The organism is Nocardia terrae (assembly GCF_009760405.1).
In the GTDB taxonomy this organism is placed as follows: Bacteria; Actinomycetota; Actinomycetes; order Mycobacteriales; family Mycobacteriaceae; genus Nocardia; species Nocardia terrae.
Genome location: NZ_WRPP01000005.1, coordinates 26287 through 45428 on the forward strand (window position 1 = coordinate 26287; position 19142 = coordinate 45428).

The following is a 19142-nucleotide window of genomic DNA, read 5'->3' on the forward strand; positions in this document are numbered from 1 at the left end:
CGCGGCTGAACAAAGACGGTGCGCGTACACCGTACGCGCGACAAGGGTACAGTGTACGCATAACCGGTGCGGGAAGGAAAGAATTCGTCCGATGACCGAGGCCAAGCTCACCCGGGCCGCCATTGTCGACACCGCCATCGCACTGGCCGACGAGTCCGGACTCGATGCCCTGTCCATGCGCCGCATCGCCGAACGCATGAACGCCGGAGCCATGTCGCTCTACCGGCACATCCCCAACAAGGACACCCTGCTCGCGGCCATGACCGACGAGGTCGCGCGCCGCAATCCCTATCCCCCGGCCGAGGGCGAGAACTGGACCTGGCGCGACCGCGTGCGCATCGCCGCCGAGGTGGATTGGCGGCTCTACCGCGAACACCCCTGGGTGCTGTTCACCTTCGCCGTGCCCCGCTACAACTTCGGTGAATACAGCCTCACCGCACTGAGCTGGCTGGTCGAGGGCTTCACCGAACTCGGCGTCGACACCCGCGAGGCCACCCGCATGTCCCTGTCGGTGTGGAGCTACATCGCCGGCGTCGCCCTGCAGCAGGTCAGCACGCAATTGCTGCACGGCCGCGACAGCAATGCCGACGAACGCTCCGGCCTGACCGCCCTGCTCGAGGGCTCACCCCACTGGCCCACCCCGTCGGCCCTCACCGCCCTCGAGGGCACCGGCGACACCGCCCTGCTCGAGCCCGAACAGCTCCTCGACTCCGGGCTCTCCGCGCTCTGCGACGGCTTCCAGGCCAGAACCACCGGCTGATCGCCGGAGCCGATCGTCAGTTCTCGATATCGCCGTCGAGGTAGACCCAGGCACCCTGATCGCGGCGGAAGCGGCTGTTCTCATGGAGTTCGCCCGGGGTGCCGTGGGCGCGGTAGTGGGCGCGGAATTCCACCGTGCCCTCGGTGTGGAACGGGCCACCGGCGGTGGCGGACAGGATCTCGAGTCGATCCCAGCGCAGGCCGGGGTCGAAATCGATGTCGGCCGGGCGGGTTTCGGGATCCCAGCTGCGCAGCAGGTAGTCCTCGTCGCGGACGGCGAAGGCGCTGAAGCGTGAGCGCATGAGCTGTTCGGCGGTCGTCGCGCTCACCTCGCCCCGATGCAGCCGACCGCAGCAGTCCGCGTAGGCGGCGGGGAGCCCGCACGGGCAGTCCTGCAAAATCGGCTGGGCTTTGCGGCGCTTCGACATGGGGTCAAGCGTAGAAGCTGCGTCCGGTGAGCCCGCCCGACACCGACCAGACCTCGACGATGAGGCCGTTCTCGGAGCGCAGGATGTCGGTGCCGCTCAGGTCGACGACCTGGTCGCCGCGGGTGATCGTGACCCCGTAGGGCTGGGCCACCAGGCCCGTGCGGGTCTCGTCCATCTCGATGACGGGGATGCCCTGCGGGGCGAACACGATGCCCGGCAACTGCTTGTGGAACAGCTCGATCTGCGCGGCGAAGGCCGCCGGATCGTGGATGTCGTCGTACACGGTCGCCCCCGGCTGGGCGTAGCGCAGCGTGAAATGCGGGGCCATGACCTCCTCGACCGGCAGTTCGCGGTTCCAGATCGCGGTCCAGCGGTTGTACAGCTCGATGCCGAAGTCTCGCATCGCCACTCCTCGATAGTCTCATTGATATGATCTCGCCGACGACGGTATAGTCTCATCGATACCGTGTCAATGGATTCGAGTGAAAGGGTGTGCGGCATGGCCGAACTCGGCCCGCAGGACCACATCGTGCTGGGTCTCATCGCCCGGCACGGACCGCTGACCCCCTACGATCTGAAGGTCCGGCTCGAGGAGAGCGTCGACAAGTTCTGGCCCATCCCCCACGCCCAGCTCTATCGGGTGCCGCCGCGCCTGGCCGAGCAGGGCCTGTTGCGTGAGGAAGCCGAGGAGGGCGGACGCCGCCGCCGCGTCTTCCATCTCACCGACGCCGGGCGCGCCGAATTCACCCGCTGGCTCGGCGATCCGAGTTCACCCCCGCCCGAGACCCGTGACCCGGCGCAGCTGAAGCTGTTCTTCGCCGACCTCGGCGAACCCGGCGACGTGGTGGCCCTGGCCCGCAATCAGGCCGCCGAGCACCGGCGCTGGCTCGAGCTCTACCGCGAGCTGTACGAGCAGATCGATCCGGGCGACAGCGTGCGCGCGGTCTCCCGCGCCCGGGTGCTACGACTGGGCATCATGCACGAACAGGCGTACGTGGACTACTGGGAAGAACTCGCCGCGAATCCGTAGCGAACGGCCGCGCCGCGAAAGCGCCGCGCCGCCGGGAGGTTACGAGGACCGCGCCGGAACCACCGGCGCGGACGTGGACACATTGGCGCGCCGATCCGGATCCGAACCGGCCGAGCCAGGATGCTCACCGCGATAGATGACGACCGCGAGCACGCCGACCACGAGAACCAGCGCGGCAACCGGAGCGGCGATCAGAACGCCACCGCGCAACCGCGCCAGCGCACCCGGTTTCCCCTCGGGCTCCACCGGAGCCATGAAGGCGGGTGGCGGGAAGGTCGGGCCGTACAGGTCGCTCATTGGTACGACCGTATTGATCCAAGCCCGAAGACGCCAGGCAACTTTCGAGCAACCTCACTCGGTGGGATGAGCCGGACCGGATAAGCCCAGCTCACCCGCCCGGAGTGAGCTCCGCCTCAGTCGTCCTCGCCCAGCACGATCGCGTACGCGAATCCGTCCCAGCCCTTACCGCCGACGGTCTGCAGCCCGGTCCCGTCCAATCGCGGTTCGGCGGCGATCAATTCGATGACGTCCCGGCTGGCCCGCACGGCCGCATCCGCCGAATCCGCGTCGGCGATCCGCCCGTTGCGCACCACATTGTCGACGATGATCACCGACCCGGGCCGGGTCAGCCGCAGCGCCCACCGCACATAGTTCGAGTTGTTCACCTTGTCCGCGTCGATGAACACCAGATCGAACGGCTCGGGCTGCTCCTCGGCGAGCACGGCCAGCGAATCCAGCGCCGCCCCGACCCGGATCTCCACCCGCTCTCCCACGCCCGCGCGATCCAGGTTCCCGCGCGCCACCTCGGCGTGCTTCGGCTCGAATTCGAGCGTCACCACCTGCCCGGACTTCCCCACCGCCCGCGCCAGCCAGGTGGTGCTGTACCCGCCCAGCGTGCCGATCTCCAGCACCCGCCGCGCCCGCGCCGTTTTCGCGATCACGTACAAGAACTTCCCCTGCGGCGGCGACACATCGATGGCGGGCAGCCCCGCCGCCGCGTTCGCCCGCAAGGTCTCCGAATCCCCGTCCCCCACCAGGGTTTCCACCAGATAACGATCAACTTCGGCCCACTCGGCACTCGTCATACCCGCAGTCTGCCACCGCACCGAGCACCCTCCCAGCATTGCGCTCGAGCCGAGACATTTCACACTCGCCGATGGGCGTCGGCCCGCCGAATGCGACGAACGCCGATGCCCGGGCAGGACATCGGCGTTCGCTCGACGCTATCCGATCAGAACAGGAAGTACCGCTGTGCCATGGGCAGTTCGGTGGCGGGCTGTTCGGCCCACACCTCGCCGTCGATGCGGACGGTGAAGGTGTCGGGGTCGACCTCGATCCGCGGCATGGCCTCGTTGTTGGGCAGGTCGGCCTTGGTGCGGCGGCGAACGTTGGCCACCGGCACCAGTTTCCGGTTCACGCGCAGGCGGTCGGCCAGGCCGTCCTCGATGGCCTGCTCCGAGACGAAGTGCAGCGAGGTGCCCGCCGTGACGCTCGGAGCCGCGCCGAACATGGGGCGCGGCAGGACCGGCTGCGGGGTCGGGATGGAGGCGTTGGCATCACCCATCGCGGCCCAGGCGATCGCGCCGCCCTTGATGACCGCGTGCGGGCGCACGCCGAAGAAGGCGGGCTCCCACAGCACCAGGTCGGCCAGCTTGCCGACCTCGACGGAACCGATCTCGGCGTCGAGGCCGTGCGTAACCGCCGGGCAGATGGTGTATTTCGCGATGTAGCGCTGCACGCGGTTGTTGTCGGCGGCCCCGTCGCCGGGGAGCGCGCCGCGGCGGCGTTTCATGACGTGCGCGGTCTGCCAGGTGCGCATGACCACCTCGCCGATGCGACCCATGGCCTGGGCGTCGGAGCCGATCATGGAGATCGCGCCCAGATCGTGCAGCAGATCCTCGGCGGCGATGGTGGACGGGCGGATCCGGCTCTCCGCGAAGGCCAGATCCTCGGGGATGGACGGGCTCAGGTGGTGGCACACCATGAGCATGTCCAGGTGCTCGTCGAGGGTGTTGACGGTGTGCGGCCGGGTCGGGTTGGTGGAGCTGGGCAGCACATTGAGATGCGAAGCGACGGTGATGATGTCGGGCGCGTGACCGCCGCCCGCGCCCTCGGTGTGATACGAGTGGATGGCCCGGCCCCGGATCGCGGCGAGGGTGTCCTCGACGAATCCGGCCTCGTTCAAGGTGTCCGAGTGCAGCGCCACCTGGACGCCGGACGCGTCGGCGACGGTGAGTGCCTTGTCGATGGCGGCCGGGGTGGTGCCCCAGTCCTCGTGCAGCTTGAAACCGCCCGCGCCGCCGCGCAATTGCTCCCACAGCGCTTCCTCGCGCACCGTGTTGCCCTTGCCGAGCAGCAGGATGTTCACCGGCCAGGCGTCGGTGGACTCGAGCATGCGGGCCAGATGCCAGGCGCCCGGGGTGACGGTGGTGGCCTTGGAGCCCTCGGCCGGGCCGGTGCCGCCGCCGATGAGGGTGGTGATGCCGCCCGCCATGGCCTCGTCGAGGATCTGCGGGCAGATGAAGTGCACGTGGCAGTCGATCGCACCGGCGGTGACGATGCGGCCGTTGCCGGCGATGATCTCGGTCGAGGGCCCGACCACCAGGTCCGGGTGCACCCCGCTCATGGTGTCGGGGTTGCCCGCCTTGCCGATGGCGGTGATCCGGCCGTCGCGAATGCCGATGTCGGCCTTGATGATTCCCCAGTGATCGACGATCACCACACCGGTGATGACGGTGTCGGGAGTCCCCTCGGCGCGGGTGGCGCGGGCCTGGCCCATGGATTCGCGCAGCACTTTGCCGCCGCCGAAGACGGCCTCGTCACCGGCCAGACCCGGTCCGCCGCAACGGTCCTCGGTGATCTCGATGAGCAGGTCGGTGTCCGCCAGGCGGATTCGGTCGCCGACGGTGGGCCCGAACAGTTCGGCGTAGCGGGCACGTGACAATTCGGCCATCAGGCATCCAGCTTTCCGGGTGGGGTGAGGCTGATTCCGTGGACTTCCCGGGAACCGCCGAGCGGCACCAGCGAGACCCGGTGACGCAGACCGGGTTCGAAGCGCACGGCGGTCCCGGCGGGAATGTCGAGGCGGCGGCCGTGCGCGGCCTCGCGATCGAAGTCCAGCGCGGAATTGGCCTGCGGGAAATGCACGTGCGAGCCGACCTGCACGGGCCGGTCACCGGTGTTGACCACCTCGAGTTCGATGCGGTCGGCACCCGGATTCAGCTCGATAGTGCCCTCGGCACAGAGGTATTCGCCAGGAATCATGGCCGCGTCATCCGATCGGGTGGTGGACGGTGACGAGCTTGGTGCCGTCGGGGAAGGTGGCCTCGACCTGGACGTCGTGGATCATCTCCGGCACGCCGTCCATGACGTCGGCGCGGGTCAGCACGGTCCGCCCGGACGCCATCAGCTCGGCGACGGTGCGCCCGTCGCGCGCGCCCTCGAGCACGTGGTCGGTGATGAGCGCGACCGCTTCCGGGTGATTCAGCTTCAGTCCGCGAGCCTGTCGCCGCCGCGCCAGCTCGGCCGCGTAACTCAGCAGCAGGCGTTCCTGCTCATGCGGCGACAATCGCATTCGGACTCCTCGTCGAATCGCGGGGATGGATCGTCGGCCATTCTGGCATGACCCGGGTTACCAGCATGTTTCGTCGGTAGCAGACCTTTCGGTCCGCGCGATTTCAGTTCTGCGGGTACAGGTTCTGCAACCGCACCTGACCGCGCGCCACCATGCGGCCCTGCTCATCGGTGATCTCCACGACCCACAGCTGCTGGGAGCGCCCGCGGTGGATCGGCGTCGACACGCCGGTCAGCTTGCCCTCGCGCACCGCCCGCAGGAAGTCGGTGTTGTTGTTCACGCCCACGACCGTGCCCCGGTCGCCCAGCCACGCGCCCGCGGCCACGCTCGCGAGCGTCTCGACCACCGTGCAGTACACGCCGCCGTTCACGATCCCGGCCGGCTGGAACTGCTGCGGGGTCACCACCCACTCCGCGCTCACGCCGTCCCCGCTCAGCTCGGTGAACTTCAGCCCGAGCAGGTCGGTGAAGGTTCCCTCGCTCATCTTGTTCATCAGCGCGGGGGTCACATCGGCCATGGACTTGACCGAGGAGAAGTCGTCACTCATAGCTCCACGTTCGCACGCGCGATCTAGATACGAAGCGGCGGGCTCCCCCAAATCGGGGAAGCCCGCCGCGGCAGCGGACCGGGGTATCAACGGCAGCCCTCCGGATACTCTCTCGGCCCTTACGCCGCGATCAGTATAGGTCAGGCTTACCTAACATGGCAACCGTCTCGGGATGACCGGCTCGATGTCAACTGATCCACGGATCCTGAAGGCGGCTTCAGGCTTCTTCAGGGACGGTTCAGACCGCATTGACATCGTTCATGCATCGGCAGGCCGATCCGGGCCGCTGATCCGAACGATGAAGGAGCACAGCATGAACCGCCGCCCCCTGACCGTCGCCCGCCGACACCGCGCCCTTGCGGCGTCAGTGCTGATCGGGGCGCTCGCGGTGGGATCAGCGGCCTGCAGTTCCGGTTCCGACACCGGGGTCGAGATGGTGCGTGCGACCGCCGCGACGACCAAGGAGTTCGCCGACATCGATACGGCGAAGGCGACCGGGTTCGTCGAGACGGGTGGCCCGGCCGTCTCCTGGGCCGCGGCGGCCGATACGGCCGAGAAGTCGGTGGCGGGCGGCTCGGTCACCGACCTGACCCTGGACAACGGGGTCTGGGAGGTCGACGTCATGACCTCCGAACCGCGGGTGCACAACGTCGCCGTGGATGCCGCCACCGGTGCGCTGTTGAGCAGTCGGGCCGACCGCATGCCGGACCGGGCCCGTTCGTATCTGCAGATCCCGCTGGCCAAGCTCGCGGCGGCCACGGTGTCGCGCGTCGAGGCCGGGCAGGTCGCGCTCGCGGCGGCCGGGCAGGGGCATGTCAGCGAGGTGTCGATCCAGGGCAGTGAGAGCCGTCCGCAGTGGCGCATCGAGGTCACCGACGGCGCGACACGGCACGAGATCGAGGTCGATGCCCGGTCTGCGGCCGTGGTTCGCCACGAGACGGAACGAGACCGTGGGAACGAGCGGCCGCGCGTCGCCGACCGGGCGCGCGAAGTGTCCGAGGATCGCGGTGTTTCGGAGCAGCCTCGCTGGCAGGAGCGTGCTCGCGAGCGTTCGGGTGATTTCGGCCGCGACTACCACGATTGGTCGGTGTACCTGCCTCGGTGAGCGCGGTCGGGACAAATGACCCGTGAAATCGGTAGCGGGTGTTCATTAGTGTCGACACGATGAGCTCCCGCATCCTGATCGTCGAGGACGAGGTCTCGCTGACCAAGGTCCTGCGGCGCGGGTTCGAGGCGGAGGGCCTGCGTGTCGATGTCGCCCACGACGGGAACGAGGGGCTGCGGCTGGCGCTCGAATCCGACTACGACGCCATCGTTCTCGACGTGATGCTGCCCGGCATCGACGGGCACCGGGTCTGTTCGATGATCCGCGCGGCCGGACTGTGGACGCCGATCCTCATGCTGACCGCCAAGGACAGCGAATACGACGTCGCCGAAGGGTTGGACACCGGCGCCGACGACTATCTGACCAAGCCGTTCTCGTATCTGGTGCTGCAGGCCCGGCTGCGCGCGCTGCTGCGTCGCGCTGCCCGGGGCCGGGCCGAGACCGTCGTGGTGGGCGATCTGCGGCTGACCCTCGCCTCGCGCCGCTGCACCCGGCTGGGCACCGAGATACCGCTCACCGCCAAGGAATTCGACCTGCTCGCCGCACTGGCGCACCGGCCCGGTACGACGGTGTCGAAAGGCGCTCTGCTGGAAGAGGTCTGGGACCTGCCCGCCGAGAGCGATCCCAATATCGTCGAGGTTCACATCAGCGCCCTGCGCCGGAAGATCGATCAGCCCTTCGGCCACGCCGACAAGCTGGTGCACACCTCGCGCGGCCTGGGCTACCGGCTCGTGCCCGCCGAGACCGAATCCGCGTGAGCCGCCGCGTTTTTCCGATCGCTTCGGTCCGGGTGAAGACCACCGTGGGCGCGTTGGTGATCGTCGCCGTCGCCCTGCTGGCCGCCTACGCGGGCCTGCTCGCGGTGACCCGGCACGGGCTGGTCGCCTCCGCCGAACGGACCGCGCGGATCCGCGCCGAGGCGGTCGGGCGGTCCGCCGCCGACGGCACGCTCGTGCAACGGCTAGCCATCCCGGAGGGCGAGGACAGCCTGCTGCAGGTGGTGGCCGATGACGGCCGGATCCTCGCGGCCAGTCACAATCTGACCGGGCAGGCACCGGTCGCTTCCTTCGCGCCCTCCCCCGACAGCGCGGCCGCGGCCCGCGGCCTGCGGGTGCGCACGGATGGGCGCGATCATCCGTATCGGGTGGTCGCGGTCCGCACGACCGCGGGCGACACCCCCGCGACGGTGTACGCGGGCACCTCCCTCGAAACCGCCGAGTACGCCGAGCAATTGATCCGCGACGCCATGCTGCCCAGCATCCCGGCGCTGCTCGCGCTGGTCGGTGCGGTCACCTGGGCCGCCACGGGGCGAGCACTGCGGCCGGTGGAGGCGATCCGCGTCCAGGTCGCCGAGATCACCGAGCACGATCTGGGCCGCCGGGTGCCCGTGCCCGCTTCCCGCGACGAGATCGCGCGACTGTCCACGACCATGAACGACACTCTCGACCGTCTCGAACAGTCCATGGAAAGGCAACGGAGATTCGTCGCCGACGCCTCTCACGAACTGCGCAATCCCATTGCGGCCCTGCGGGCTCACGTGGAGATGTCGCTGGCCCATCCCGAATTGCTGGACGGCCCGGACCTTCTCGACGATGTGGTCCGAGTCCAGCAGCTCGCCGACGATCTGCTGCTGCTGGCCCGCATCGACGCGGGCGACCACCCCGACCGGACGACCGTGGACCTGTCCGCCCTCGCCGCCGAAGTGCTGCGCGAGCGCCCCGAGGGCCGCGTCCCCGTCGTGCTCGAGGCACCCGGAACCGCTGCGGTGAGCGCCAATCGGGGACAGCTGGCGCGAGTCCTGAACAACCTGCTCGACAATGCCCAGCGCCACGCGGAATCGCGAATCACACTGGCTGTCACCGTCATTGGAGACCACACCACGGTCGAGGTACGCGACGACGGGTCGGGCATCGCGGCCGCTGACCGCGAGCGCGTCTTCACCCGCTTCACCCGCCTGGACGAGTCCCGCAGCCGCGACGCCGGCGGCACCGGCCTCGGCCTGGCCATCGCCCGCGATATCGCCACCGCGCACGGCGGCACCCTCACCGCGCACCCGGCTCGGTCTCGGGGCGCGCGCCTGGTTCTCACCCTGCCGTCACCGGCATGGTCGGCGCATACCCACTGACACGACCGCTGTTCGCCGGAGGCTTCGGCAGACGCCGACCCCAGGGTGGTTATTTCGTGGCGGCTACCAGCGGTACCAGCGTCCGCGACCACCGGCGGTATCAGCGCTGCGGAACACGAACCCGAGAGCCCAGATCACCAGCACGGCGATGGCAACCCACCAGAGAACCTTCACGAGGAATCCCAGCCCGACGAAAACGAGAGCGAGCAGCAGCACCAAAAGCAATACGGCCATATCCGTCAACCTCCTGATCGGTGCGTACCCGCCACCGTGAGTTGCTAACGGGCGGCGGTCACGCCCCGGGCACGACATCGTTTACCAGGTGTTTCGGTGGTAGCACCGCACCAGGGAGGCGTCGGGTTGTGAAGGAGTGCGACATGGATACCTCGAAGGACGGACCGGACGACAGCGGGACGCTGTCGGTGTTCGACCGGTTTGCCACCAGCACCAGCGAGTGGGCTTCTCGGCCGGGGTTTTTCGTCCTGTGCGTGGCGCTGGTGGTGATCTGGGTGCCATCGATCCTGGTGCTGCCGAGCATCGACACCTGGCAACTGGTCATCAACACCGCCACGACCATCATCACCTTCCTGCTGGTGGCGCTGCTGCAGAACACGCAGCGGCGCAGTGACGCCGCGGTGCAGGACAAGCTCAACGCGATCGCGGGCGCGCTGGCCGCCTTCATGGGTGAGCTCAGCGCCGAATATCCGGAGCTCGATCGCCATCGCAGTGAACTCGCCAACGCGGTGGGTTTGGAGAAGCGCGAGGGATCACGCGGACAGACGAGCAGACATCAATCCGGATCTGCGGGGTAGCTCGTCGGTATCCCGTTGAGCGACCGCGAAGGAGCGAACCTGTGACCAGATTCGGATACACGCTGATGACCGAGCAGAGCGGCCCCCGCGAACTCGTCGGCTACGCCGCGGCCGCGGAACGCGCCGGATTCGATTTCCTGGTCAGCAGCGACCATTTCTCCCCCTGGCTCCAGGAGCAGGGGCACGCGCCGCACGCGTGGACGCTGCTCGGCGCGGTCGCGCAGGCCACCGAGTCGATTCCGCTGATGACCTACGTGACGTGCCCGACCATGCGGTACCACCCGGTGGTGGTGGCCCAGCAGGCCGCCACCCTGCAGATCCTCGCCGGCGGCCGTTTCACGCTGGGGCTGGGCAGCGGGGAGAGCCTCAACGAGCACGTGGTGGGTGCGGGCTGGCCCGGACTCGCCGAGCGGCACGAGCGCCTCGAGGAAGCGATACGCATCATCCGCGACCTGCATTCGGGCCGGACGGTGAGCCGACGCGGACATTGGTATCGGGTCGATTCCGCACGCATCTGGGACCTGCCGGCCCAGCCCGTTCCGATCGCGGTCGCGGTGTCGGGCCCACGCTCGGTGGAACGCTTCGCCCCGCTGGCCGACGAGATGATCAGCACCGAACCCGACGAAGACCTGGTGCGGTCCTGGCACGATGCCAAGCCCGACGGTTCGGCACGGATCACCGGTCAGGTCCCACTGAGCTGGGATGCCCACCGCGACAAGGCCGTTCAACGCGCCCACGAACAGTTCCGCTGGTCCACCGGCGGCTGGGACGTGAACTCGAACCTGCCCACCACCGACGCCTTCGCCGCCGCGACGCGACTGGTACGACCCGAGGATGTCGCCGACACCATCGCCTGCGGCCCGGACCTCGACTCGGTCGTCGATTCGGTCCGCCCTTACTGGGAAGCCGGTTTCACCGACATCGCCCTCGTCCAGATCGGCGACGAGGCACAACAACGCTTCCTCACCGAAGCCGCCACACCCCTGCTGGAGAAGCTACGGGACGCAGCTTCCCGCGGCCAGAAGTAGATCCAACGCTGTCCGTGACGATCCCTACCGCCACAGGCCATCTCGGCCGTGCGGGGCGGTGGACCGGCTCACAGCTCGCACCTGGCTTACACCAATTTCGCACTGATGTTCCAGCGCAACGATGTTCAGGGCGCGCGGAACGATCGAGCCGTGTGCGCCGGAATGACCCCCGACGACAGGAGATGCATCTATGTCCCACTCGAGGTTGTCGAGAATCGCCGCTACCGCCGCGATCTCCCTCGGATTGCTCGGGGCGGCAGCGGGTATCGCTGCCGCCGACCCGGCGCCCGATCAGCCCGGCGGTCCAGTCGCAGGACAGTGCCCTCCGCCCGGAGATTCCCAGGGCCAGCCGCCGCAGGGGCAACCGCCGCAAGGCCAGCCGCCGCAGGGTGAGCCGCCTCAGGGGCAGCCGCCGCAGTGTCCGGCGTCCTGATCTGACCCCTGCCGCGAGGTGGAACCCCGCCCTAGCCGGCGTCGGCGTCGGCGTGGGTGGGGTTGGCGGCGTTGAGGAGTCGGTACAGGGTGGCGCGGTCGGATGGGGGGAGGGTGCCGATCGTGGTGTCGAGGATCTCGTTCATCAGCAGGGAGCCCTTGCGGTGTGCCTGTTCGCCTTCGGGGGTGAGGCGGTGGCGGATCGCTCGGCCGGGGCCCGCGACTCGGACGAGTAGGCCGCGGTCGATCATGCGGGTTGCCAGTGTCCCCATGGATTGGTCGGTTTGGAAGGTCAGCTGGGCCAGGGTGTGGAGCGAGGCGTCGGGATGTTCGTGCAGGTTGCGCAGGACGTCCCATTGGGCCAGGGACAGGCCGAGCTCGGCGAGGCGGCGGTTGGCTTCGCGGTGGTGGTGCCATTGCAGTCGTTTGACCGCCTGACCGACTTGTTGGAGGGAAGGGTCCACGGCGACAGTGTATCCCCGAATTCATCTTCCTTATATAAGGAGCTTGATATAAGCTTCCTTATATAGTCGGGAGCGGTTGCAGCTCCCGGAGATTCGGAGATTTCGATGACCATCCATTCCCTCACCGGGTTCGGCGAGCCCGTCCAGTTGACCGTCGACGATCGCGGCACCGGCGACCCGATCCTGCTGCTGCACGGCGGCGCGGGACCGATCTCGGTCGACGGCCTCGCGCAGGCGCTGGGCGAGCACCACCGGGTGCTCACGCCGACCCATCCCGGATTCGAGGACACTCCGCGACCGGAAAACCTCACGAGCATGGCCGATTTGGCCCGGCGGTACCGCGCACTGCTCGAAGCCCTGGATCTCACGGACGTGACCGTGGTCGGCAATTCGATCGGGGGCTGGATCGCCGCCGAGCTCGCCCTGCTCGGTGACCCACGCGTCGCGCGGGTCGTCCTCGCCGACGCGGCCGGACTGGATCTGCCGCAGACCCCGATCGCCGACTTCTTCGCGCTCACCTTCGACCAGCTCGCCGACCTGAGCTACTGCCGCCCCGACGACTTCCGCATCGACCCGAGCACCCTTTCCCCGCAACGCCTTTCGACCATGGACGGAAACCGCGCCGCCCTGCAGACCTACGGCGGCACGGCCATGACGGACCCGCATCTGCTCGACCGGCTCCCGGCCATCGCGGTCCCGACCTTGGTGGTGTGGGGCGAGTGCGACCGCATGATCCCCGTCGCACACGGCCACGCCTTCGCGTCGGCCATCCCCGGCGCACGCCTCGAACTCATCGAGAATGCGGGCCATCTCCCGCAATTGGAAACGCCGAAGCATTTCGTCGAGCTCGTCGAAGACTTTCTCGACACTCCGAGAGAGGCCGACTGACCCGACACCGGTCAGGAGGACGCGGTAGTGGCCGCGTAGGGCACGACCGTCGCGCGGCCGGACGCCGGCGACCAGGGCAATACCTTTCCGCCACGGACGAGTTCGCCGTAGTGCGCGGGATCTACCGGGCCGAGGGCGAGGTCCACAAGGCCGTTGGCCGCTTGGGCCGGGGTGGGCGCGTCGCTGACGTTCCACCACAGGGCCGAAGTAGGGGTGTTGATCATTCCCGGGCAGACGGCGGCGAGGAGAATGCCACGGGCACTGTCGGATTCGCGGCGGTCCGCGGCGAGGATGCGGACGGCGGCGACCTGCGCGATCTTGGAGGGGATATTGACGAAGCCGGGCCAGTCGCCGGAGCGGGCGCTGCCGTCGGCGACCGCGTCACGCCAGCGCGCCACCTGATGGTCGAGGTCGTCGAGGGAGCCGGGACCATCGAAGCGGTCGTGCAGGCTCGGGGCCAGGTGGTGGAGGGTGCCCAGGGAACTCGCCACGATGATCAGACGGGCGTTGTCGCGGAGGATCGGGGCGAACGCGCGCAGCAGCCGGGTGGTGCCGAAGTTGTTGACCTCCACGTAGTCCCGGACGATCCGGCGCGGGTCGTCGTCGGGGCCGACGCGCATGACGGCATTGCCGAAGACGACGTCCACCCCGCCGTGCCGAGATTTCAGTTGCGCGGCAAGGCGTTCGGCGGCAGTGGGATCGGCGACGTCGAGCAGCTCCCCGCGTACCTGTGCGCCACCGGCGGGCATGGCGGCGACGGCCGCGCCGACCCGGTCGAGATCGCGGCCGGTGAGGTAGACGGTGTCCTCGGGCTCCAGTCGCTGGGCGAGACCTTCGACCAGGGCCAGTCCCAGGCCCTGGGTGGCTCCGGTGACGAGTGCGACGGTACTCATTTCGCTCCTCCGATGGTGTTGTCCCGCAAGCTCATGCGTCCACGCTAGGAGCTCGCCGGACATGTCGGCAGCGAGAATTCTGCAAGGGTGGTATGCGTAAATGTCATGACCTTCAGCGACGCGTCTCTGACCGCCCTGCGCGTGTTCCGGGAGGTGGCCGAGCGCGGCACCCTCACCGCCGCGGCCGCCGCGCTCGGCTACACGCAATCGGCGGTGTCGCGGCAGATCGCCGCCCTGGAGCGGGCCGCGGGCACGCCGCTCATGGAACGCCGCCACGACGGGGTCCGGTTGACGCCCGCCGGGCGCATCGTGGCGCGGCGGGCCGCGGCCGTCGTCGACCAGATCGATGCCACCGCAAGGGAATTGGCCGGGCTCCCCGATGATCGCGCGACGGTGCGACTCGGCTGGTTCGCCAGCGCCGGTGCCGCGCTGGTCCCGCCCGCCCTGGCGCGGCTGCGGCGTACCCACCCGGGGATCACGGTCGTGGGCCGCGAAGGCAGCACCCCCGCATTGGTGCGCGCGATCCGGGCGGGAACGATCGATCTCGCCCTGGTCGCCTCCGCGCCGCCCTATCGACCGCTCGACGCGGAAACGCCCGCCCTGCAGGTGCGGATCCTCACCGAGCGGGACCTGCGGGTCGCCGTACCGGCCGATCATCCCCTCGCCCGCGGCCACCACATCGATGTCGCCGATCTGCGCGGACAGTCCTGGATCGCCGGGACGGGCGACGACCTGTCCATGGGCGTCTGGCCCGGTCTGGACGAACGGCCCGCCATCGCGCACACCGTGCGGGACTGGCTGGCCAAGCTCGAACTCGTCGCCGCCGGATGCGGAATCACCACCATCCCCGCGAGTCTCACCCCGGCCTGTCCGCCCGGCGTCCGGGCGCTGCCGGTGCACGGCGGACCCGGCGAATATCGCCGCCTGCTGCTGGCCCGGCTGCCCGGCCCACTCGCCGATCCGGTCGCCCGCGTGGCCGAGACCCTGCGCGCCATCGCGGTGGAGTCGGTACGTGACGCCGACGCCTGACCTCAGGAGAGCCACGCCATCGACGCACGGGTCTTACGCGCCCACCGCACGGTGACCGCCAGCACCGCCGCACTGATAACCCACCGCGTCCAGCCCACATCCGCTCCGGTGATCCGGCCGAGCGCACCGGCGAACACCCGTCCGCCGAACCAGTAGAAGAGGTTCAGCGCGAACGCGGTGTACACCGCGGTGAGAGCCGCCCGGCTGATGCCGGTGAGTACCGACAGCACGCCGAACCATCCCGCGCTCACCAGAACACAGAGTCCGAGCTCCAGATATCGCAAGGCCAGCGGCAATTCCGCATGCGTGGCGAGAGTGAAGAATCCGACCACGAATCCGGGCAGCAGCGCGGCGAAGACGATTCGCGGTGCCCGCCAGCTCATCTCGGCGTCGGCGAGGTCGGCGGTGTACGGCTTGCGGTCGAAGCAGTTCTCGGTGCAACCCAGGCAGGGTCGGCAATGGTCGTTGCACACGGTGGCCAAAGGGCTTCGGCCGTAAGCATGTTCGAGCGGGAGCAGCGGGCAGATATTGCGCCACAGCCCGGGCGCGACCATGAATGTGACTGGCAGCAATGGGATTCCGATCCCGGACAGCAGCAGCAACCCGTCCTCGGGCCGCGCGAACAGCGCCCCGATGAGTCCGGCGAACGCGAGGAACACGACCGCCCGAGCCACACTCCACTTCGTGGGCGCGGCCATCACCCGCTGCACGGTCAGCAGGCCGCCGCGAGCGCGTCGAACGGACCATCGAACGGATCGAGGCGACGAACCGCGGTCTTGCCGTGGTCGGACTCGATTCTCGTTGCGAACACTGACAACTCCTCGCTGCGTAGGCACTTCCCTCGCCAACCGTAGCGAGGGGATGCCGAGCGAGCCGGGACGAATGCCCCCGGGAAGTGTGATGAAAATCCGCTTTCGATCAGCGGAATTACCCGATGATCGATTGCCCCGGCATGCCGCAGGTGCTGCCCGCCGGGGCACCGGCGAGTCGATCGCCGATCCAGTCGAGGGCGGCTGGGCTGCCCGCCACGTTTCCGGTGAGGTGTTCGACGCCTGGATATTTGTGGTAGCTGACGTCGACTCCACGGGCGCAGTAGTCACCGATGAGGCCGTCGGTGTCGGCGATGGGTGCGGTTTCGTCGTTCATGGCGTGGTAGATGTACAGCGGCATCGAGGGGGTGCCGTAGGCCCCGGCGCGCAAAGTGCCCACGACACCGGCGATTTCGGGGATGTCGAGCAACCCGACGCCACCCGGGGTGACGGCGTGGTCGGACAGGCGCATCATCGGGAACGCGGATTCCAGTTGCAGCAGGCACGCGTTGCCGACGGTAGTGCGGAACCCGGGATCGGGAAAGTAGGAGTCCATGCGCAGTTGCGGGTAGGCGCGGCCGAGACCGAGGGCGGCGGCCGCGGCCAGCGGTCCGGAGAAGGTGCCGTCGATCGAGCGCGCCGTCGAGGCGATGTCCACGGTGACTCCCCCGGCCGCGACGCCGCGCAGATTCAGTTCGGGGGCATAGGCGGCGGCGAGTTCGGCGGCGAACTCGCTGCCGCGCGCGCCGCCCGAGTAGCCGAAGATCGCGGCCGGTGTCGCCGAACCGGGAAGACCTGCGGGCGCGAAGTTCTCGGCGGCCCGGATGCTGTCGAGGGTGCCGCGGCCTTCCACGTACCCGGCCGCGAATTCGCCGTCGGGCCCGAGGTAGTCGGGGACCACGACGGTCCAGCCGCGCTCGAGAGCCCGGGCGAGGTAGAGCATGTCGAATTCCATCACGCCGGTCGTGGTCTGCTGCCCCAGGCCCGCCTGCATCTGATACGACGGAAAGCATTGCGGCGCCATGGCATCGATGATCGCGTCGTAGGCCAGCAGCACCGGCGGCTCGACGCGGTTGACCGGCCGCAGGATCGTGGCCAGCGTGGTCCAGGGCGCGCCCTGGGTGTTCTGGCTGACGTAGCGCACCTGCCAGGCCGAGAAGGCCGCGCCGGTGGGGATGCTGGTGACCGTCACCGGATGCGCCTCGACCACCTCGCCCATCCCGTCGGCCGCCGCCGAATCCGCCGTACCCAGGACGGCCGCGACCGTCGCTACGACCGCTCCGCACACCAGAGCGACCAGGGATCGCCGAGCCAGCACGAGAAACCACCTCTCGATCGGAAAGGATCAGAGCATCGTTCGGTCACCGTGAATCGACCGAGATCATAATCGCTGGTAGTTAGCCATCCAGCCTTCCGACGCCCCGATGTCGCCGCCAGTTCAGTTGCTGGCTGTTGTCCTATATGGGGTCTAGGGTGCGTGGCGTGGTAGTGGACAGCGCGGTGATGGTGCGGGCGCGGGGGCTGGTCAAGCGGTTCGGCGACGTCGAGGCGGTACGGGGAATCGATGTCGAGGTCCGCCGCGGGGAGGTGTTCGGGTTCCTCGGGCCCAACGGCGCCGGGAAGTCCTCGACCATGCGCATGATCGGGTGTGTGTCGCCGCGCACCGGCGGGGAGTTGCGGGTGCTGGGACAGGATCCGGAGTCGGCGGGTCCTCGGGTGCGGGCGCGGCTGGGAGTGGTTCCGCAGCAGGACAATCTGGATGCCGAGTTGACGGTGCGGCAGAACCTGGAGATCTACGGCCGGTATTTCGGGCTGTCGCGGGCGGCCGTGCGGGACAAGGCGACGGAGTTGCTGGAATTCGCCCAACTCGCCGAGCGCGGCCCGGATCGGGTGGAATCGCTCTCGGGTGGGATGCAGCGCCGACTGACCATCGCGCGCTCGCTGGTGAACGATCCGGAACTGCTGCTGCTCGACGAGCCGACGACCGGTCTCGACCCGCAGGCCCGGCATGTCCTGTGGGACAAGCTCTTCCGGCTCAAGTCCGCGGGCGTCACGCTGATCCTCACCACGCATTACATGGACGAGGCCGAGCAGCTGTGCGACCGGCTGGTGGTGATGGACGACGGGCGGATCGTGGCCGAGGGCTCACCCGCGGAGTTGATCGCCCGCCACAGCACCCGCGAGGTCCTCGAATTGCGCTTCAGGATCGGCGAGCACGACGCGTCGGCCGGACGGATCGACGGACTGGGCGAGCGGCTCGAGGCGCTCCCGGATCGCGTCCTGGTCTACGGCGACGACGGGGAATCCCTGCTCGAACAGGTCTACAGCCGAGGACTGCGGCCCGAGTCGAGCCTGGTCCGGCGCGGCACGCTCGAGGACGTCTTCCTGCGGCTCACCGGCCGGGCCCTGGTGGACCGATGACCGCCGCCACCGGCCGCGCCGTCGGCGCGTGGCAGGGCGCGTGGCTGCTCGTCGAGGCGTATTGGACGTGGTACCAACGGTATTGGACGGCGACGCTGTTCTCGACCATGGTGTACCCGCTGCTGTTCCTGCTGACCATGGGCGTGGGTGTCGGCTCGCAGGTGCAGGCGGGTCCGGCGACCGGCGGGGTGTCGTACCTGCACTACATCGCGCCGACGGTGCTGGTGGCCGGGTCCATGCAGCAGGGCGTCGCCGATTCCGGCTACCGGGTGCTGTCGGGATTCAAGATGCAGCGCGACTATGTGGCGGTCACGGCCACACCGGTGACACCCGGCCAGATTCTCGGCGGCCACATCCTCTGGAACAGCATCCTGCTCACACTCACCGGAGCGGTCTACGCCACTGTCGCAGCGCTTTTCGGGGCGTGGTCGAATCCGGGTGTGGTCGTGGTCGTGCTGGTCGGCACCCTCACCGGGCTGGCCTGCGCGACCCCGACGGCAGCCCTGGCGGCCAAGACCTTCGACGAGGGCGGCCGCTTCGCGCTGCTGTTCCGTTTCCTGGTGCTGCCCATGACCCTGCTGGCGGGCACCTTCTTCCCGATCGGCTCGCTGCCGCTCGTCTTGCGCTGGCTCGCCTGGGTTTTCCCGCTCTGGCACGGCAATCAACTGGCGCACGCGGCGACCATCGGCGGGGTCGGCGGGTGGGCGGTGACCGGGCATCTCGCCTACCTGTGCGCGGTCTTCGCGCTGGGATGGGTTGCGGCACACCGGTTCTTCTATCAGCGGCTGGTGTACTGAG

24 protein-coding genes are annotated in these 19142 nt (G+C 68.8%); 11 read left to right on the forward strand and 13 right to left on the reverse strand.

Translation table 11 applies throughout. The features are described from left to right. The first annotated feature begins 91 nt into the window (after nt 1–91). Nucleotides 92–760 carry a TetR/AcrR family transcriptional regulator gene (locus GPX89_RS24095; RefSeq protein WP_157389983.1) on the forward strand — a complete coding sequence of 223 codons (669 nt, stop codon included), beginning with the start codon at nt 92–94 and terminating at the stop codon, nt 758–760. A gap of 16 nt (nt 761–776) precedes the next feature. On the opposite strand, the gene GPX89_RS24100 is transcribed toward GPX89_RS24095, so the two are convergent. Then, nucleotides 777–1187, reverse strand: coding sequence for a YchJ family protein (locus tag GPX89_RS24100; RefSeq protein ID WP_157389984.1), 411 nt, complete (start codon nt 1185–1187; stop codon nt 777–779). A gap of 4 nt (nt 1188–1191) precedes the next feature. Further along, complete coding sequence (locus tag GPX89_RS24105) at nt 1192–1590, reverse strand: nuclear transport factor 2-like protein (protein WP_157389985.1); 399 nt, start codon at nt 1588–1590, stop codon at nt 1192–1194. A gap of 96 nt (nt 1591–1686) precedes the next feature. Here GPX89_RS24105 and GPX89_RS24110 point away from each other — a divergent pair, with 96 nt between their 5' ends. Continuing rightward, entirely contained in the window at nt 1687–2217 is a 531-nt protein-coding gene (locus GPX89_RS24110) for a PadR family transcriptional regulator (RefSeq protein ID WP_198347567.1), read from the forward strand. Nucleotides 2218–2256: 39 nt separating this feature from the next. On the opposite strand, the gene GPX89_RS24115 is transcribed toward GPX89_RS24110, so the two are convergent. The 6 genes from GPX89_RS24115 to GPX89_RS24140 all read right to left on the reverse strand — a co-directional run bounded on the left by GPX89_RS24115 (nt 2257) and on the right by GPX89_RS24140 (nt 6338). Beyond that, nucleotides 2257–2514: a hypothetical protein gene (locus GPX89_RS24115; protein ID WP_157389987.1), complete on the reverse strand. Its 258-nt coding sequence runs from the start codon at nt 2512–2514 to the stop codon at nt 2257–2259. Nucleotides 2515–2630: 116 nt separating this feature from the next. Beyond that, entirely contained in the window at nt 2631–3302 is a 672-nt protein-coding gene (locus GPX89_RS24120) for an O-methyltransferase (protein ID WP_157389988.1), read from the reverse strand. 146 nt (nt 3303–3448) lie between these two features. Continuing rightward, on the reverse strand, nt 3449–5170 hold the full coding sequence (locus GPX89_RS24125; protein ID WP_157389989.1) for an urease subunit alpha: 1722 nt from the start codon (nt 5168–5170) through the stop codon (nt 3449–3451). Then, nucleotides 5170–5481 (reverse strand): urease subunit beta, encoded by a 312-nt coding sequence (locus GPX89_RS24130; protein WP_157389990.1) that lies wholly within the window; start codon nt 5479–5481, stop codon nt 5170–5172. The genes GPX89_RS24125 and GPX89_RS24130 overlap by 1 nt, the downstream gene beginning before the upstream one ends. A gap of 7 nt (nt 5482–5488) precedes the next feature. Further along, nucleotides 5489–5791 (reverse strand): urease subunit gamma, encoded by a 303-nt coding sequence (locus tag GPX89_RS24135; protein ID WP_157389991.1) that lies wholly within the window; start codon nt 5789–5791, stop codon nt 5489–5491. 103 nt (nt 5792–5894) lie between these two features. After that, a complete protein-coding gene (locus GPX89_RS24140; protein WP_157389992.1) occupies nt 5895–6338 on the reverse strand; it encodes a PaaI family thioesterase in 444 nt (147 codons plus the stop codon). A gap of 313 nt (nt 6339–6651) precedes the next feature. On the opposite strand from GPX89_RS24140, the gene GPX89_RS24145 reads away from it, so the two are divergent. The 3 genes from GPX89_RS24145 to GPX89_RS24155 are packed head-to-tail and all read left to right on the forward strand — an operon-like array spanning nt 6652 to nt 9568. Further along, nucleotides 6652–7443, forward strand: coding sequence for a PepSY domain-containing protein (locus GPX89_RS24145; RefSeq protein ID WP_157389993.1), 792 nt, complete (start codon nt 6652–6654; stop codon nt 7441–7443). Nucleotides 7444–7502: 59 nt separating this feature from the next. Further along, nucleotides 7503–8201: a response regulator transcription factor gene (locus GPX89_RS24150; protein WP_157389994.1), complete on the forward strand. Its 699-nt coding sequence runs from the start codon at nt 7503–7505 to the stop codon at nt 8199–8201. 32 nt (nt 8202–8233) lie between these two features. Continuing rightward, on the forward strand, nt 8234–9568 hold the full coding sequence (locus GPX89_RS24155) for a sensor histidine kinase (protein WP_328602253.1): 1335 nt from the start codon (nt 8234–8236) through the stop codon (nt 9566–9568). Between the two features lie 63 nt (nt 9569–9631). Here the strand turns inward: GPX89_RS24155 and GPX89_RS24160 are convergent, their stop codons facing one another. Next, nucleotides 9632–9802, reverse strand: coding sequence for a hydrophobic protein (locus GPX89_RS24160; protein ID WP_157389995.1), 171 nt, complete (start codon nt 9800–9802; stop codon nt 9632–9634). Nucleotides 9803–9945: 143 nt separating this feature from the next. On the opposite strand from GPX89_RS24160, the gene GPX89_RS24165 reads away from it, so the two are divergent. Both GPX89_RS24165 and GPX89_RS24170 read left to right on the forward strand, forming a co-directional pair. Next, nucleotides 9946–10380: a low affinity iron permease family protein gene (locus GPX89_RS24165; RefSeq protein ID WP_157389996.1), complete on the forward strand. Its 435-nt coding sequence runs from the start codon at nt 9946–9948 to the stop codon at nt 10378–10380. Between the two features lie 41 nt (nt 10381–10421). Continuing rightward, nucleotides 10422–11408 (forward strand): TIGR03557 family F420-dependent LLM class oxidoreductase, encoded by a 987-nt coding sequence (locus tag GPX89_RS24170; protein WP_328602254.1) that lies wholly within the window; start codon nt 10422–10424, stop codon nt 11406–11408. A 464-nt stretch (nt 11409–11872) separates the two neighbouring features. Here GPX89_RS24170 and GPX89_RS24175 read toward each other — a convergent pair whose 3' ends face one another. After that, nucleotides 11873–12304 (reverse strand): MarR family winged helix-turn-helix transcriptional regulator, encoded by a 432-nt coding sequence (locus tag GPX89_RS24175; RefSeq protein ID WP_328602255.1) that lies wholly within the window; start codon nt 12302–12304, stop codon nt 11873–11875. Between the two features lie 105 nt (nt 12305–12409). Here GPX89_RS24175 and GPX89_RS24180 point away from each other — a divergent pair, with 105 nt between their 5' ends. Then, entirely contained in the window at nt 12410–13192 is a 783-nt protein-coding gene (locus GPX89_RS24180) for an alpha/beta fold hydrolase (RefSeq protein ID WP_157389997.1), read from the forward strand. An 11-nt stretch (nt 13193–13203) separates the two neighbouring features. Here GPX89_RS24180 and GPX89_RS24185 read toward each other — a convergent pair whose 3' ends face one another. Then, nucleotides 13204–14085: an SDR family NAD(P)-dependent oxidoreductase gene (locus GPX89_RS24185; protein ID WP_157389998.1), complete on the reverse strand. Its 882-nt coding sequence runs from the start codon at nt 14083–14085 to the stop codon at nt 13204–13206. A 105-nt stretch (nt 14086–14190) separates the two neighbouring features. Between GPX89_RS24185 and GPX89_RS24190 the strand changes: the two genes are divergently transcribed. Then, nucleotides 14191–15114 carry a LysR family transcriptional regulator gene (locus GPX89_RS24190; protein WP_157389999.1) on the forward strand — a complete coding sequence of 308 codons (924 nt, stop codon included), beginning with the start codon at nt 14191–14193 and terminating at the stop codon, nt 15112–15114. A gap of 2 nt (nt 15115–15116) precedes the next feature. On the opposite strand, the gene GPX89_RS24195 is transcribed toward GPX89_RS24190, so the two are convergent. Further along, nucleotides 15117–15812 (reverse strand): hypothetical protein, encoded by a 696-nt coding sequence (locus GPX89_RS24195; RefSeq protein ID WP_157390000.1) that lies wholly within the window; start codon nt 15810–15812, stop codon nt 15117–15119. A 229-nt stretch (nt 15813–16041) separates the two neighbouring features. Then, nucleotides 16042–17241 (reverse strand): lipase family protein, encoded by a 1200-nt coding sequence (locus tag GPX89_RS24200; protein WP_157390001.1) that lies wholly within the window; start codon nt 17239–17241, stop codon nt 16042–16044. A gap of 164 nt (nt 17242–17405) precedes the next feature. On the opposite strand from GPX89_RS24200, the gene GPX89_RS24205 reads away from it, so the two are divergent. Together GPX89_RS24205 and GPX89_RS24210 are read left to right on the forward strand one after the other, a co-directional pair. Continuing rightward, nucleotides 17406–18344, forward strand: coding sequence for an ABC transporter ATP-binding protein (locus GPX89_RS24205; RefSeq protein WP_328602256.1), 939 nt, complete (start codon nt 17406–17408; stop codon nt 18342–18344). Then, nucleotides 18341–19141, forward strand: a complete 801-nt coding sequence (locus tag GPX89_RS24210; protein ID WP_157390002.1) for an ABC transporter permease — start codon at nt 18341–18343, stop codon at nt 19139–19141. Before GPX89_RS24205 ends, GPX89_RS24210 begins: the two co-directional genes overlap by 4 nt. The last annotated feature ends 1 nt before the right edge of the window (nt 19142 follow it).

Excerpts from the sequence above, each read along its gene's own strand:
- GPX89_RS24120 (WP_157389988.1), bottom strand. The coding sequence starts at position 3,302 with ATGACGAGTGCCGAGTGGGCCGAAGTTGATCGTTATCTGGTGGAAACC.
- GPX89_RS24165 (WP_157389996.1), top strand. The coding sequence starts at position 9,946 with ATGGATACCTCGAAGGACGGACCGGACGACAGCGGGACGCTGTCGGTG.
- GPX89_RS24095 (WP_157389983.1), top strand. The coding sequence starts at position 92 with ATGACCGAGGCCAAGCTCACCCGGGCCGCCATTGTCGACACCGCCATC.
- GPX89_RS24100 (WP_157389984.1), bottom strand. The coding sequence starts at position 1,187 with ATGTCGAAGCGCCGCAAAGCCCAGCCGATTTTGCAGGACTGCCCGTGC.
- GPX89_RS24125 (WP_157389989.1), bottom strand. The coding sequence starts at position 5,170 with ATGGCCGAATTGTCACGTGCCCGCTACGCCGAACTGTTCGGGCCCACC.
- GPX89_RS24190 (WP_157389999.1), top strand. The coding sequence starts at position 14,191 with ATGACCTTCAGCGACGCGTCTCTGACCGCCCTGCGCGTGTTCCGGGAG.
- GPX89_RS24110 (WP_198347567.1), top strand. The coding sequence starts at position 1,687 with ATGGCCGAACTCGGCCCGCAGGACCACATCGTGCTGGGTCTCATCGCC.
- GPX89_RS24115 (WP_157389987.1), bottom strand. The coding sequence starts at position 2,514 with ATGAGCGACCTGTACGGCCCGACCTTCCCGCCACCCGCCTTCATGGCT.
- GPX89_RS24135 (WP_157389991.1), bottom strand. The coding sequence starts at position 5,791 with ATGCGATTGTCGCCGCATGAGCAGGAACGCCTGCTGCTGAGTTACGCG.
- GPX89_RS24140 (WP_157389992.1), bottom strand. The coding sequence starts at position 6,338 with ATGAGTGACGACTTCTCCTCGGTCAAGTCCATGGCCGATGTGACCCCC.
- GPX89_RS24210 (WP_157390002.1), top strand. The coding sequence starts at position 18,341 with ATGACCGCCGCCACCGGCCGCGCCGTCGGCGCGTGGCAGGGCGCGTGG.
- GPX89_RS24185 (WP_157389998.1), bottom strand. The coding sequence starts at position 14,085 with ATGAGTACCGTCGCACTCGTCACCGGAGCCACCCAGGGCCTGGGACTG.
- GPX89_RS24130 (WP_157389990.1), bottom strand. The coding sequence starts at position 5,481 with ATGATTCCTGGCGAATACCTCTGTGCCGAGGGCACTATCGAGCTGAAT.
- GPX89_RS24180 (WP_157389997.1), top strand. The coding sequence starts at position 12,410 with ATGACCATCCATTCCCTCACCGGGTTCGGCGAGCCCGTCCAGTTGACC.
- GPX89_RS24160 (WP_157389995.1), bottom strand. The coding sequence starts at position 9,802 with ATGGCCGTATTGCTTTTGGTGCTGCTGCTCGCTCTCGTTTTCGTCGGG.
- GPX89_RS24145 (WP_157389993.1), top strand. The coding sequence starts at position 6,652 with ATGAACCGCCGCCCCCTGACCGTCGCCCGCCGACACCGCGCCCTTGCG.
- GPX89_RS24150 (WP_157389994.1), top strand. The coding sequence starts at position 7,503 with ATGAGCTCCCGCATCCTGATCGTCGAGGACGAGGTCTCGCTGACCAAG.
- GPX89_RS24105 (WP_157389985.1), bottom strand. The coding sequence starts at position 1,590 with ATGCGAGACTTCGGCATCGAGCTGTACAACCGCTGGACCGCGATCTGG.
- GPX89_RS24195 (WP_157390000.1), bottom strand. The coding sequence starts at position 15,812 with ATGGCCGCGCCCACGAAGTGGAGTGTGGCTCGGGCGGTCGTGTTCCTC.